11 protein-coding genes are annotated in these 13,960 nt (G+C 75.6%); 8 read left to right on the forward strand and 3 right to left on the reverse strand.

Annotated elements, in window-relative coordinates; translation table 11 throughout:
• Positions 1-3: 3 nt before the first annotated feature.
• The 7 genes from HT134_RS04400 to HT134_RS04430 are packed head-to-tail and all read left to right on the forward strand — an operon-like array spanning position 4 to position 7,410.
• Positions 4-1,422 (forward strand): KamA family radical SAM protein, encoded by a 1,419-nt coding sequence (locus tag HT134_RS04400; protein WP_217707173.1) that lies wholly within the window; start codon positions 4-6, stop codon positions 1,420-1,422.
• Complete coding sequence (locus HT134_RS04405; RefSeq protein WP_175598927.1) at positions 1,419-2,393, forward strand: ATP-grasp domain-containing protein; 975 nt, start codon at positions 1,419-1,421, stop codon at positions 2,391-2,393. Before HT134_RS04400 ends, HT134_RS04405 begins: the two co-directional genes overlap by 4 nt.
• The gene (locus HT134_RS04410; protein ID WP_175598928.1) at positions 2,390-3,607 is read left to right on the forward strand and encodes a phenylacetate--CoA ligase family protein; all 1,218 of its coding nucleotides are present in this window, start codon (positions 2,390-2,392) and stop codon (positions 3,605-3,607) included. The genes HT134_RS04405 and HT134_RS04410 overlap by 4 nt, the downstream gene beginning before the upstream one ends.
• A complete protein-coding gene (locus tag HT134_RS04415) occupies positions 3,604-4,866 on the forward strand; it encodes an MFS transporter (protein ID WP_175598929.1) in 1,263 nt (420 codons plus the stop codon). Before HT134_RS04410 ends, HT134_RS04415 begins: the two co-directional genes overlap by 4 nt.
• A complete protein-coding gene (locus HT134_RS04420) occupies positions 4,863-5,714 on the forward strand; it encodes an SDR family NAD(P)-dependent oxidoreductase (protein ID WP_175598930.1) in 852 nt (283 codons plus the stop codon). The genes HT134_RS04415 and HT134_RS04420 overlap by 4 nt, the downstream gene beginning before the upstream one ends.
• Positions 5,711-6,094 (forward strand): hydroxyphenylacetyl-CoA thioesterase PaaI, encoded by a 384-nt coding sequence (gene paaI, locus HT134_RS04425; protein WP_175598931.1) that lies wholly within the window; start codon positions 5,711-5,713, stop codon positions 6,092-6,094. Before HT134_RS04420 ends, paaI begins: the two co-directional genes overlap by 4 nt.
• Before the next feature lie 59 nt (positions 6,095-6,153).
• On the forward strand, positions 6,154-7,410 hold the full coding sequence (locus tag HT134_RS04430) for a phenylacetate--CoA ligase family protein (protein ID WP_175598932.1): 1,257 nt from the start codon (positions 6,154-6,156) through the stop codon (positions 7,408-7,410).
• A 12-nt stretch (positions 7,411-7,422) separates the two neighbouring features.
• Here HT134_RS04430 and HT134_RS04435 read toward each other — a convergent pair whose 3' ends face one another.
• Both HT134_RS04435 and HT134_RS04440 read right to left on the reverse strand, forming a co-directional pair.
• A complete protein-coding gene (locus tag HT134_RS04435; RefSeq protein WP_175598933.1) occupies positions 7,423-8,490 on the reverse strand; it encodes a hypothetical protein in 1,068 nt (355 codons plus the stop codon).
• Between the two features lie 5 nt (positions 8,491-8,495).
• The gene (locus tag HT134_RS04440; protein WP_175598934.1) at positions 8,496-9,275 is read right to left on the reverse strand and encodes an AfsR/SARP family transcriptional regulator; all 780 of its coding nucleotides are present in this window, start codon (positions 9,273-9,275) and stop codon (positions 8,496-8,498) included.
• Between the two features lie 137 nt (positions 9,276-9,412).
• Between HT134_RS04440 and HT134_RS04445 the strand changes: the two genes are divergently transcribed.
• Positions 9,413-12,325 (forward strand): AfsR/SARP family transcriptional regulator, encoded by a 2,913-nt coding sequence (locus tag HT134_RS04445; RefSeq protein WP_175598935.1) that lies wholly within the window; start codon positions 9,413-9,415, stop codon positions 12,323-12,325.
• 60 nt (positions 12,326-12,385) lie between these two features.
• On the opposite strand, the gene HT134_RS04450 is transcribed toward HT134_RS04445, so the two are convergent.
• On the reverse strand, positions 12,386-13,876 hold the full coding sequence (locus HT134_RS04450) for an aKG-HExxH-type peptide beta-hydroxylase (protein WP_175598936.1): 1,491 nt from the start codon (positions 13,874-13,876) through the stop codon (positions 12,386-12,388).
• Positions 13,877-13,960: the final 84 nt, after the last annotated feature.

The raw sequence follows: 13,960 nt of genomic DNA on the forward strand, positions 1-13,960 counted from the left end.
CCGATGCCTGCCGGCGCCGCCGGCCCGCCCCGCGAGGCCGGCGACCCGCTCCACGAGGCCGGCGGCCGGCTCCAGGGCGCCGCCGTCCCGCTCTACAGGTACGCGCGCCGCCCCCTCGTGGAGCCGGACTGGCGGCGGCTGCCGGGCTGGCGCGGCGTCACCGAGACGCAGTGGCGCGACGCCCAGTGGCAGCGCGCCCACTGCGTGAAGAACGCCGGCCAGCTCCGCGCGGTGGCCGGCGACCTGCTCCAGGACTCCTTCTACGCCGACCTCCAGGCCGACGCGGAGCGCTTCGCGACCATGTCCATGCTGGTCACGCCGCAACTGCTGAACGTGATGGCGCCCGGCGCGCCGACGCGGCCGGCCGCCTTCACCGAGGCGTTCCTGGCCGACCCGGTCCGCCGGTACCTGCTGCCGGTGGCCTCGGACCGGCACCCCGAGTGGCCCAGCCATCCGCGGGCGCGGCGCGACTCCCTGCACGAGGCCGAGATGTGGGCGGTGGAGGGGCTGACCCACCGGTACCCGACCAAGGTGCTGGCCGAGCTGCTGTCCACCTGCCCGCAGTACTGCGGGCACTGCACCCGGATGGACCTGGTCGGCTCCTCCACCCCGCAGGTCACCAAGGCGCGGCTGACGCTCAAGCCGGTGGACCGGGAGGAGCTGATGCTGGACTACCTCAAGCGCACCCCGCAGGTGCGCGACGTGGTGGTCTCCGGCGGCGACGTGGCGAACGTGCCCTGGCCGCGGCTGGAGTCGTTCCTGCTGCGCCTGCTGGACCTGGAGTCGGTGCGCGACGTCCGGCTGGCCACCAAGGCGCTGGTCGGGCTGCCGCAGCACTGGCTCCAGCCGCGCGTCGTGGAGGGGATGGGCCGGGTGGCCCGGCTCGCCCGCCGCCGCGGCGTGAACCTCGCCGTGCACACCCACGCCAACCACGCCCAGTCGGTGACGCCGCTGGTGGCCGAGGCGTCCCGGGCGCTGTTCGAGGCGGGGGTGCGGGACGTGCGCAACCAGGGCGTGCTGCTGCGGGGAGTGAACACGACCGCGGCCGACCTGCTCGACCTGTGCTTCGCCCTGCAGGGGGAGGCCGGCATCCTGCCGTACTACTTCTACCTCTGCGACATGATCCCCAACGCCGAGCACTGGCGGATCCCGCTCCACCAGGGCCAGCGCCTCCAGGAAGCGATCATGGGCTACCTGCCGGGGTACGCGACGCCGCGCGTCGTGTGCGACGTGCCGTACGTCGGCAAGCGATGGGTGCACCAGGTGACCGGCTACGACCGCGCGCGCGGCATCTCCTACTGGACCGTCAACCACGGCATCGGCCTGGGCGAGCCGCCCGGCCCCGGGCGTCGCTTCCCCTTCTACGACCCGATCGACACGCTGCCCGAGCCCGGCCGCCTCTGGTGGAAAGGACAACGATGAGCTCGCTGCGCCGCATGTGCTGGATCTTCCCCGACCGGGAGTCCACGCGGGCCCAGGCGATGTGGCACCCCTTCTTCTGGGACCTGTACGCCGACGTGGCCGCGGAGCTCGGCCTGACCTGGTGCCGGCACGCGCCCGACGCGGTGACGGTCGACGGCCTCGACACCGGCAAGCCGCGCGTCTACGTGGATCAGGAGCGGGTCACGCCCGAGGACACGCTGTTCATCACCGCCCTGTACTCCCTGCCGTACCAGTCGATGGACGTCTTCAACCAGTACGCGCTCTACGCCGTGCTGGAGCAGGCCGGCTTCTACCTGCCGTTCCCGGCGTGGCTGTCGCCCATCGCCAACGACAAGCTGGCCACGGTGCTGTTCCTGCGCGACTCCCCCGTGCCGCCCGTCCCCACCGTGCGGATCGGCACCGGCCGGGACACCGGCAAGTACCTGTACGAGGCGGCGCTGGGCGAGCTGACGTACCCCGTCATCGTCAAACCGTCCGGGTGGTGCGGCGGGGGCGGGGTGAACCTGGCGCGCGACGCCGAGGAGATTCGCGGCCTGGCCAGCCTGGCGCAGGGCGGCGACACCGCGCTGGTCGTCCAGCCCTACCTGGGTGACGGCACGGTCGACTACCGCGTCTACGTCGTGGACGGCGAGCCGTACGCCGTCATGAAACGGATCCCGCAGCCCGGCTCGCCGGTCGCCAACGCCAGCAGGGGCGGCGCGATGGAGTTCCCGGAGGTCCCGGCCGAGCTGGCCGCGGCCACCGCGTACTTCGCCGACCGGCTGCCCATCCCGTTCTTCTGCGTCGACTTCCTCTTCGACGGCGAGCGGTTCTGGTTCTCGGAGCTGGAGCCCGACGGCGTGATCGCGCCCGACTGGGGCGATCCCGCCCGCACCCTCCAGCGCGACGTCACCCGCGCCCGCTGGAGCGCCTACCGCGACGCCCACACCCGATGGCTGGAGAGATCATGACCGACTTCTCGCTGTCCCACGACCCCGACCTGCGCGTCGCGCAGCGCGCGCTGGAGCGCCTGAAGACCGTCCCCGCGCTCGCCCTCCGCTACGCCGCCCACGACAAGATCCTCTCGCTGCGGGACCTGGCGGCGCTGCCCACGCTGGTCAAGGACGACCTGAACGTGGCGCTGGCGCACCTGAACCCCAGGGCCGAGCGCGGCGCCACCTGGCTGTTCCAGAGCGGCGGCAGCACCGGCGCGCCCAAGGTGGGCCATGCACCCACCGGCTTCTACATGGCCGGCGTGCACGCCCAGTGGCGGCCGCTGGACCGCGACGACGTCTTCGTCAACGGCTGGGGCGCCGGGCGCATGTGGGGCGCCCACTTCCTGGCCGCCGCGTTCGCCGACCTGTCCGGCTGCCAGGTCATCGCGCTCGGCTCGGTCACCCGGGACGAGTACGGCGACTGGCTGGCGTTCCTCGCGGCCCGGGGCGTGACCGCGTTCGGGGGCACGCCCAGCGTGCTGCGGCTGTGGTTCGCCCACGCCCGCGCCACCGGCGTCCGCCTGCCGAGCCTGCGCAAGGTGCTCTGGCTGGGCGAGGCGTGGCATCCGCAGCTCGACGAGGACCTGGCCGTGGTCGCGCCGGACGCGCGCCGGTGGGGCATGTTCGGCAGCACCGAGACCTGGGTGGCGGGCACGAACACGCCGGACTGCCCGGCCGACGTGTTCCACCCGCTGCCCGAGCAGCTCGTGCACGTGGGCGAGGACGAGCTGCTGGACTTCACCACGCTGAACCCGGACATGCTCAACCCCGTGCTGCGCTACCGCACCGGGGACGCCGGCCGGTTCGTCGCCTGCCCGTGCGGGGCCGGGGGCAGGGCGCTGCGGATCCTCGGCCGCCGCGACTCCGTGGTGCAGGTGCGCGGCCTCGGCCTGCACGTGGACGACATCGTGGCCCAGGCCGAGCGGGAGCCCGGCGTCGCGCGGGCGCAGATCGTCATCACCGAGCAGCGCGGCCGGGTCTCCGCCGTCGAGGTGCTGCTGCTGGCCGGCGGCGACGCGCCTCCCGGCCTGGCGGAGCGGCTGCGGCGCGACCTGATGGCCGCGACCTTCACCCTGAGCACGGCCTTCCAGCACGACCCGGAGTCCTTCCGCGTGCGGGTCGTCGACGCGCTGGTCAGCAACGAGCGCACCGGCAAGACCGCGAGCTTCGTGGTCAGGGAGGCGGAGTGAGGCTGTCCCTGGGGCGCGAGTTCGCGCTGTTCTGGTCCGGCCAGACGGTGAGCCTCGTCGGCGACCGGATCACCGTGTTCGTCGTGCCGACGCTGATGATCTTCGCGTTGGACGCCTCGCCGTTCGAGGTGGGCGTGGTCTCCATGGCGCAGTACCTCGGCATCCCCCTGCTCGGGCCGATCGCCGGCGTGCTGGTGGACCGGTGGGACAAACGCGTCACCATGCTGGTCTGCGACCTCGTGCGGCTGGCGGCGATCGCGGCCGTCCCGATCGCCTACTGGGCGGGGGCGCTGACCACGCCGCTGCTGTTCGTCTGCGTGGCGCTGGTCAGCGGGGCGACGATCTTCTTCAACGTCGGCTATCTCGTCGCCGTGCCCGCCACCGTGCCGCAGGACCGGCTCGTCCACGCCTACTCCAGGCTGGAGGGCAGCCGGACGGTGTCGGAGGTGGCCGGGCCGTCGATCGCCGCCGGGCTCTACCACGCGCTCGGCGCGGCGGCGCTGCTCGTCGACGCGGCCACCTACCTGGTCTCGGCCGCCTGCTTCACCTCCATGCGCCCGTGGGGCGCCGCGACGGTCCACCAGGGCTCGGTCCGCTCGCGGCTGGCGCTGGGGTTCCGGCTGAACTGGGCGGATCCGGTGCTGCGCCGGGTGGTCGTCGCCGCCGTGACGCTGAACTCGGGCGGCCCCGTCTTCGTCACCGTCCTGCCCGTCCTGGCCTACCAGGGGCTGGGCGTCCAGGTCGCCGCGTACGGCGCGGCGATGTCGGCGGCGGCCGTGGGAGCCGTGCTGGGCGCCCTCGCGGCGCCCAGGATCGGCGGCCGGCTGGGGCTGGGCCGCACCATGGCGTGGGCGCTGCTGCTGCACTGCCTGGTGGGCCTGGGCGTGCTGGCCGCGCCCGCGCTGCCGCCGCCGCTCGTGATCGGCGTGACGATCGGCTGCTACGGCTTCTTCATGTCCTGCATCAACGTCTGCAGCGCGCCCATCCGCCAGTCGCGGATGCCGGCGGAGAACCAGGGCGTGATGCACGCCGCGTTCCGCACCGCGACCTGGGGCGTGATCCCGCTGGCGGCCCTGGCGGGCGGCTCGGCGGTCACCCTGCTCACACCCGGTCTGGGCGTGCTCGACGCCGCCCGGGTCGTCATGGCGGGCGGGACGCTGCTCGCGGCGCTGTCGTTCCTGCCCGCGCTCGGCATCCAGCCGCTGCTCGACCGGGCGGAGCGGGAGGGCGAGCCGGCGGGGGCGGGGAGCGCCTCATGAGGACGGTGCTGATCACGGGGACGTCGTCGGGCGTGGGGCTGGCCACCGCGGTCGCCGCGGCGCGGGCCGGGTTCGCCACGGTGGCGACCATGCGCGACCCGGGCCGGGCCGGCGAGCTGCTGGAGGCCGCCGGGAAGGCGGGCGTCGAGGTGGACGTCCGGCGGCTCGACGTCACCGACGCCGGGTCGGCCGAGTCCTGCCTGCGCGGCGTGCGGGAGGACTACGGACGGCTGGACGCGCTGGTCAACAACGCGGGCGTGTCCAACTTCGACCCCACGATGGAGATGTCCACCATGGAGGCCCTGCGGGCCAACCTGGAGGTCAACTTCTTCGGGGTGATCGCCGTCAGCCGGCTGGCGATGCCGCTGCTGCGGGCCTCGGGCGGGCGGCTGGTGAGCGTCGGCAGCGTGCACGGCGTCGTGGGGCAGCCGTTCAACGAGGCGTACGCGGCGGCGAAGTTCGCGGTCGAGGGGTTCATGGAGAGCCTGGCACCGGTCGCGGCCTCCCAGGGGGTGCGGGTGTCGGTGGTCGTGCCCGGCTACGTCTCCGACACCCGGTTCGGGATTTTTCCGGACATCAACCGGAAGACCATCCAGGCCGCCTCCGGCCCCTACGCCCGGACCTTCGCCGGCTACATCGACTGGGTGCGCGGCGCGGGCTGGGAGGGGGCCGGCCAGTCCAAGCAGGAGGTGGCCGAGGTGATCGTCGGCGCGCTGACCGCCGAGGACCCGCCCTTCCGCATCGCCACCAGCGCCTGGGTGTCCGGCTACCTGGCCGCCAAGCTCGCCGACGCCGACGGCTCGGCCGTGCGCGCCCTGGCCCGTACCTGGATCGGGGCCGCCGAATGAGCCGCCCCACCGAGGACCCGGCCTGCCGCTCGCTCGGCATCACGCTCGAGGACCTCGGCCCCGGACGGGCCCGGGCCCGCATGCGGATCACCGACGACATGGTCAACCTGCACGGCGTCGCCCACGGCGGCTACGTGTTCCTGCTCGCCGACGCCGCCTTCGCCCACGCCTGCAACAACCGGGGCCCGGTCACCCTCGCGCACAGCGCCCAGGTGACCTTCGTCCGCCCGGCGGCGCCGGGAGAGGACCTGCTGGCCGAGGCCGAGGAGCGGGTCCGCCACGGCAGGCACGGCGTCTACGACGTCACCGTGCGCCGTCCCGGCGGCGAGGTCGTCGCCGAGTTCCGCGGCCAGAGCGTCGCCGTGTCCGGCCGGCCGTAGCGCCGCCTTCCGCAGGCCGTGGAGCCGGATCCGGCCTGAAACTCATCGAGGAGAACCAGATGCCCGCAAGACCACTGCGTGACCTGATCGACTTCGCCCGGCGCAACTCGCCCTTCTACGCCGAGCTCTACCGTGACGTGCCCGAGGGCGTCGCGGACCTCGCCCAGCTGCCGATCATCGACCAGGCGGCCTTCTGGGCGGCCAACACCTGGCCGGACAACCGCCTGCTGACCGGCCCGCTGACCGACGCCGGCGTGTACACCTCCGGCGGCACCACCGGCGCCCCCAAGGTGTCCCCGTGGACCCGCACCGAGCACTTCGACTCCACCTCCGCGTTCGGCGCGGGCATGGTCCGGGCCGGGCTCCGGCCCGGGCACCGGGTGGCGAACCTGTTCTTCGCCGGCCACCTGTACGGCGGCTTCCTCTACATCGAGGCCGCCCTGCACAACGCGCCGGTGGAGAACGTGCGGCTGCCGGTCGCCGGCCACACGCCGGACGAGGACGTCGCCGACCTGATCGCCGGTTTCGGCGTCAACGTGCTGGCCGGCACGCCGATGAAGCTCGGCGGGGTGGCCGAGGCGGTGCTCGCCAGGGAGGTGGACGCGTGCTCGGTCGAGCTGCTGCTGTTCGCCGGCGACCTGCTCTTCGACGACCTGCGCCCGCGCCTGGCCAAGGCCTTCCCGGGCGCGGCGATCGCGTCGCTGGGGTACGCCACGGTGGACGCCGGCCTGGTCGGCGGGCCGGTGCCGGGTGACGACGTGCGGGTGCACGAGGCGTTCCCCGAGCGGACCGTGGTGGAGCTCGTCGACGAGGTGACCGGCGAGCCGGTCACCGGGCCGGGCGTGCGCGGCCGCGTGGTCGTCACGAACCTGTTCCGCACCCTCATGCCGATCATCCGCTACCCGGTGGGCGACCTGGCCGAGTGGGTGGACGCCGGGTGCCGCCGCTTCCGCCTGGTCGGCCGGACCGTCGAGGGCGCCAGGGTGGCCAACGTCGCCATGTCCTACGAGGACGTCCGCGCCGCGCTGGCCGCCGCCGACCCGGGCGGGACGATGACCGGGATGCAGATGGTCGAGCGCCGCTGGGACGGCAAGGACGGGCTCGTGCTGCGCCTGGCCTGCGCCGGGGAGCCGCCCGCCGGGCTGACCGAGCGGCTGGTCGAAGCGGTCCACGCGGCCCGGCCGCTCTACCCGGACTGCGTGGAGCAGGGGTTCGTCCACCCGCTGGTCATCGAGTGGGTACGGCCGTCCGGGCTGGCCACGCACCCGCGCACGGGCAAGCTCGTGCAGGTCGTGGACGAGCGCCCGCACTCCTGAGTCCAGCCCCCTTCAGGACAGTTCGTAGATGAGCAGGGTGCCGTCGCCGCGGCGGGCCAGGGCCCACAGCCGGGTGGTGCCGGGCACGGGGACGACGTCCACGAACCCCGCCCACCCGCCGTCCGCGGACAGCGCCGACCGGGTCCAGCGGCCGTGGCGGAAGTTGAGCACGTACGGCTGCCCGTGGGCGGGGTTGGCGGCGATCCACACGCCGCCGACCCGGTCGGCGCGCACGGTCGGCAGCCACGTGCCGGCCAGCGGCAGGTCCAGCCACCTCCACGCGGCGCCGTCCCAGCGCGCGACCAGGCCGCGGTCGGGCACCGCGCAGGACCCGGACCTCCGGGCGGCGCCCTGCGTGATCAGCCACACGTCGTCGCGGGCGCGGGCCGCCATGCCGTGGAAGCCGCCGGCGGGCGCGGGAGGGCAGCCGGGCGCGGGCGGAAGCGGGGTGGCGGCCCAGCCGGAGCCGTCGCGCCGCGTCACCCTGGCCTGTCCCATGGCCTCGGCCACCGCCCACAGCTCGCCCTCTCCGGAGGCGGCCACGCGCGACAGCTCGTGGTCATGGGAGCCCGGCCCGGGAACCGGGCTCCACGAGCGGCCGTCCCAGTGGCTGAGCCCGGCTTCGGAATAGTCGTCCGGGCCGCCGTACTCGGCGATCCAGACGTCGTCCCTCGCCCCGGCGGCGACGGACCCGCGCGCGAACCGGCCGGGCCACGGACGGTGCACCCACCGGCCGCCGGTCAGCTGGAACGGCCGGTTCCCGGCGAACATCCACAGGTCGTCGCCCGCCGGGGAGGCGGCGAACTCGGCGTCGCCGCCGCTGACGCCCTCCGGCGGCGCGGCACGGCGCCAGGAGGCCCCGTCCCAGTGGAGCATCGTCCACCGGCGGCCGCGGTTCTCCTGGAGCAGGGCCCACGCCTGTCCCTGTCCCGTGACGCCCATCGCGCCGAAGTCCGTGGAGCTCACCTCGCCGGTCGGTCCCTGCAGCGCGTAGGTCAGCCGCCACGTGGCCGGCCGGACCGCGTGCGCGTCCGCTCCGCACACCGCGAGGAGGAGGGCGAGGGCGGCCAGGATCTTCATGACGATCACCTTATGGGCGCCCCGGTGAGGGCGGGGTCGGCCGCGAGGATCCTCCGGTGCAGGTCGCGGACGGCCGGGGTGGGCTCCAGTCCGTGCTCGGCGACCAGCGTCGCCCGCAGCGCGCCGTACACGGCCAGCGCCTCGGCCTGCCGTCCCGACCGGTACAGGCCGAGCATGAGCAGCGCGTGCAGCGACTCGCGCAGCGGGTGGACGCGGGTCAGCTCGCGCAGCCGCGGCAGCGCCGCCGCGGTGGCGCCCAGCTCGATGTCCGCCTCCAGCACGGCTTCGAGGGCCAGCAGCCGGGCCTCCTCCAGCCGGTCGGCGTGGGCCCGCACCACGGGCGTGGCCGGCACGTCGGCGAGCGCGGGACCGCGCCACAGGGCCAGCGCCGCCTCCAGTGACGCCCGCGCCCGCTCCGGCCGGCGCTCGTGCAGCGCGTGCCGCCCGTCGGCCAGCAGCCGCTCGAAGCGGGCGGCGTCGCTCTCCGGGGCGTCGCCGTCCAGCTCGTACGAGCCCGCCCGGGTGCGCAGGACGTCGCCGACCACCTTGCGCAGCCGCCAGACGTAGCCCTGCACGGTCTTGCGGGCGAACGCCGGCTCCGAACCCTGCCACAGCTCCTCGGTGAGCCGCTCCGCCGAGACCGGCCGACCGGCGTTGATCGCCAGGATGGCGAGGACGGCGCGATGCTTGGGCGCGGTGATGGCGACCGGGCCGTCACCGCGCACCACCTGGAGCGGGCCGAGCAGACCGAGACGCACCCGGGCGCCGGACACGGACACGACCATCGACGACCACCTCCAGAACTGGATCGGCGAAAACACCGCTACCGGACAGGTCGAAACGCGATCTAGACTTCCAGGCCGGGCTTGCGCCGATCTTGCGCGGCGAAGCGCCGACGGGCTGGAGAGCTGAAGGGGGTGACGTGGAGTTCCGCGTCCTCGGGACTCTGGAGCTGCGGCTCGACGGCTCGCCGGTGCGGCTGACGGCGCCCAAGCAGCGGGCATTGCTCGCCGTCCTGCTGATCGCCGCCGGACGGCCGGTCCCCGCGCGGCGGCTGGTGGACGAGCTGTGGGGCGGCAGCCCGCCGCGCAGCGTGGACAGCACGCTGCACTCGCTGGTCTCCAGGCTGCGCGCGAAGGGTGTGAGCGCGATCACCAAGGAGCCGGGCGGTTACCGGCTCGGCCTGGAGGGCGCCGCCGTGGACGCCCACGCCTTCGAGCGGCTCGCCGGGCGGGCCCGCGAGTCGGCGGAGAGCGGGACGCCCGGCGAGGCCGCGCGGCACTACCGGGAGGCGCTGGACCTGTGGCGGGCCGCCGCCCTCGTGGACGTGCCGGACTCGCCGGCGGTCGCGGCGGAACGGGCCCGGCTGGAGGCGCTGCGGCTGGCGGTGTGGGAGGAGTACGCCGACGCGCTGGCGGAGGCGGGCCGGCCCGCAGAGGTCGCCGCGCGGCTGGGCGAGGTGCTGGCCGAGCATCCGCTGCGCGAGTCGCTGTGGACGCGCGTGATCGTGGCCCTCGACCGTTCGGGACGGCCCGACGAGGCGCTGGCGGCCTACGACCGGGCACGCCGGGTGCTCGCCGAGGAGCTGGGCCTGGACCCGGGGCCGGAGCTGCGCCACGTCCACGAGCGCATCCTGCGGCGTGGCGAGGAGCGGCCCGCGGCGGCGGCCCCGGGGCTCGGGGACGGCGAGCGCCCCGCGGGGGCGGTGGTGCCGCGGCAGTTGCCGCCCGCCCCGGCCTGCTTCACCGGGCGCGCCACGACGTTCCGGGAGCTGACCGCGCTGACCGAGCCCGGGGCGCCCCGGGTGGCCGTCGTCAGCGGCATGCCGGGCGTCGGCAAGTCGGCGCTGGCGCTGCACTGGGCGCACCGGATGGCCGGGCGGTTCCCCGACGGCCAGCTCTACGCCGACCTGCGGGGGCACCGGCCGCGGGAGGCGGTGACGCCGAGGGAGGCGCTCGACAGGTTCGTCCGCGCCCTGGGCCTGCCCGCCGGGCAGGTGCCAGCCGGGCAGGACGAGCTGGCCGCCGCGTACCGGACCCTGCTCGCGGGCCGGCGCGTGCTCGTCGTGCTGGACGACGCGGCCGGACCGGCGCAGGTGGAGCCGCTGCTGCCGGCGGGAGAGGGCTGCCTGGTGCTGGTGACCAGCCGCGGCCGGCTGTCCGGCCTGGCGCTGCGCCACGCCGTGCGCGCCGTCGGCCTCGACGTCCTGTCCGAGCCGGAGGCGGTCGCGCTGCTGACGGAGGTGATCGGCCCGCGCGCCCGCGCCGAGCCGGGCGCGGTGGCGGAGCTGGCCCGCCAGTGCGGGCGGTTGCCGCTGGCCCTGCGGATCGCCGCCGCCCACCTGGCGGGCAACGCCCACCGGCGGATCTCCGTCTACCTGGACGACCTGGCCGAGCGGGGACGGCTGGCCGCGCTGCGGCTGCGCGACGCGTTCGGCGGCGTGGACGACGACGCCTCCGCCGCGGCCGTGCAGGCCACCTTCGACCTGTCGTACCGGGCGCTCGGCGCGGCCGAACGGACCGCGTTCCGCAGGCTGGGCCTGGCGCCGGGCGGCGGGTTCACCGCCGGGGCGCTGGCCGCGCTGCTCGGCGTGCCGCCCGCCGAGGCCCGCGCCCGGCTGGACGCCCTGCTGGCGGCGAGCCTCGTCCAGGCACGCCCCGGCCGGGCGCGGGCCGAGCGGTACCACCTGCACGACCTCCTCCTCGACTACGCCCGCCACCGGGCCGAGGCGGAGGACGCGGCGCCGGTCAGGGAGCGGGCCGTGGACCGGCTGCTGAGCTGGTACGCCACGATCGGAGACCCGCTCGCCCTGCACGACGACCTGGACAACGTGCTGGCCGTCACCCGCCGCGCCGCCGAGGACGGAGCGGAGGCGGCCTGGCGGCTGCCCGCCGCGCTCGCCCGTACGCTGGCGCTGGCCCACAGCCCGGCTCGGGCCGCCGAGCTGCACGCCCTCGCCGTCACCGCCGCCGGGCGGGCCGGCCGCCCGCGCGAGGCGGCCACGGCCCACAACCATCTGGGAGAGGCGTACGAGCGCCTGGGCCGCTACCCCGAAGCACTCGCCGAGCACAGTGCGGCGCTGGAACTGCACCGGCGGCTGGGCGACCGGCGCGGCACGGGCGCCGCCCTGCGCAGCGTCGGCACCGTCCACTGGCTGCTCGGCCGCTACGACGACGCCCTCGCCCACCTGTACGAGGCCCGCGACGTCATGGAGTCGGCCGGCGACGAGGGCGCTCTGGGGCGGACGTACAACCTCATCGGCATCGTGCTGCGCACCCTGGGCCGCATGGACGAGGCCGTCTCCTGGTACGAGCGCGCCCTGGCCGCCCACCGGCTGGCGGGCGACCGCGACGGCGAGGCCAACGCGCTGAACAACCTGGGCGTGATCCACGCCGAGCGGGGCCGCCACGCCGTGGCCCTCGGCCTGTACCGGCGGGCGCTGGCGCTGCGCCGGGCCGCGGGCAGCCGGCGGGGCGAGGCGCGCGCCCTGAACAACATCGGCCTCATGGAGATCCATCTCGGCCGGCGCGACCGCGCGCTCGGCCACCTCCGGCGCGCGCTCGCCGCGCACCGCGAGACGGGCGACCGCAGGGGCGAGGGCCAGGTGGCCCACGACCTGGGCGGCCTGTACCACCTGCTGGGCCGGGAGGAGGAGGCGCTCGCGCACTACGCCGAGGCGCTGCGCGTCCGTTCCGAGATCGGCGACCGCAGGGGGCTCGCCGAGACCCACCGGGACCTCGGCGAGCTGCACGCTCGCCGCGGCGACGACGTGGCCGCCCGCCACCACGGCGGCGCCGCCGGGCGGATCTTCACCGAGCTGGGGGTGACCGCCTGACCGGCCCATCTGGGAGCGACGCCGAGCCCCCGGCTCGGGAGCTTGCCTCAGCGGGCCGGCTCACGCGCCGACGGGTTCGATGAGGCCGGCCGACAGCAGGCCGGCCACCCCGTGCCGCAGCCCGTCCTCCGCGCCCTGCCCGGCGGCCCGCAGGTAACCCTCGCGCAGCGCCGCCAGGTCCCGGCCGTCGCACAGGGCGTAGATCAGCCAGGCGTGGTCGTTCAGCCAGCGGAACCTGGGCGTGCCGGGCGAGACGGCCACGAGCCGGCGCTGCTCGGGGATCGGGCACACGTGGACGGGGCGCGCCTGCCGGTAGCCGCGCGGCTCCAGCGGCGCCGGCGGCTCGACGGCCGGGACGGCGGCGGGCGGGCCCGCCACGGGGCCGCCCTCGGAGAGGATGCCGGGCGCGAGCGGCGTCACGGCGCCGATGAGCCAGCCGATGAAGTCCCGCCCCTCGGCGGTCAGCATGTCGCCGTGCACCTCGGCCGCCTGGCGCGCCAGGTACGTCACCCGCTCCAGGCTGGTCGTGTAGCCGCCGCGCGCCGCCGCCTCGCTGCCCGGCGTGGCCTGGTCGACGTCCTCCGTCGCGGGCGGTGGCCCGTACTTTGCCCGCAGGCCGGGGCCGGCCTCGGCGGCGGCGGCGCGGAACAGCAGCAGGTGGGCGTAGACGTGCATGGCGAACAGCACGCGCGTCAGCGTCCACGAGCGCGTCCGCCACGGGATCGGGACGAGCCGGTCCGGGTCCGCCACCATGGAGCCGGTGCGCAGGACGTCGAACAGCTTCAGATGCAGGCCCTCGTGGAAGAGCGTCTCGGCGGCCGTCCAGGGGTCGTCCAGCCGGGCCGGCGCCAGGAAGAGCGCCGACGGGAGCGGGTCGCCGCCGGAGACCGAGTTCAGGGTCTCGTCGCCGTCGTCGTAGCGGGCGAACCCGATGAGCGAGACGTGCGGCAGCACGCCCGTGCCCGCGCTGGGCAGCAGCTCGGTGAGCAGGCCGGCACCCCGGCTGAGGGCCGCCAGCAGCGCGGCGTCCGGGACGACCCGGTTGTCCGAGCCGTCCTTGGAGAGCGTCCCGGCGAGCAGTTCCTCCAGACGGGCGGTGAGCGCCTGCTGCGGGCGGGCGGCGCCGTCGAGGTCGGTCCACACCCACGAGCCGGAGTGCCGGGGCCACGGCCGTACGTGCGGGCGGGACAGGCGCTCGCACGGCCCCAGGCCGTCGAGCGCGCCGCCGGACGGGTCGGCCGCGCCGCTCACGAGGTAGCCGGCCAGCGCGTCGGACGGGCCCTTGCCGGTCTCCAGCGCGACCATGTCGTTCTCGAACGCGTTGCGCAGCACCGGGTCGTACATGACGGGGCGCAGCTCGTCGTCCCCGGCCCGGCTCAGCAGCTCCAGCCGGTCGGCGGCGCCCGGGTGGTGCCGGGCGAGGATCCGCAGGCCCAGCCGGTACCGTGCCAGGTTCCTGGCCTCGATGGCCGGGGCGTCGGCGAACCTGGGGTCCGAGCCGAGGGCCAGGTCGATGCGGGAGATCAGGTCGTCGGGAGGTACGGCGGTCACGTGGCGTCTCCTCGGTTCAGCCAGGGGGGAGGCCGGCGGCGGACCGTCCGCCGCCGGCCGGCGGTCACTCCGTCACCCGGTCAG

It is taken from the genome of Nonomuraea rhodomycinica (assembly GCF_013363995.1).
GTDB classification, from domain to species: Bacteria; Actinomycetota; Actinomycetes; order Streptosporangiales; family Streptosporangiaceae; genus Nonomuraea; species Nonomuraea rhodomycinica.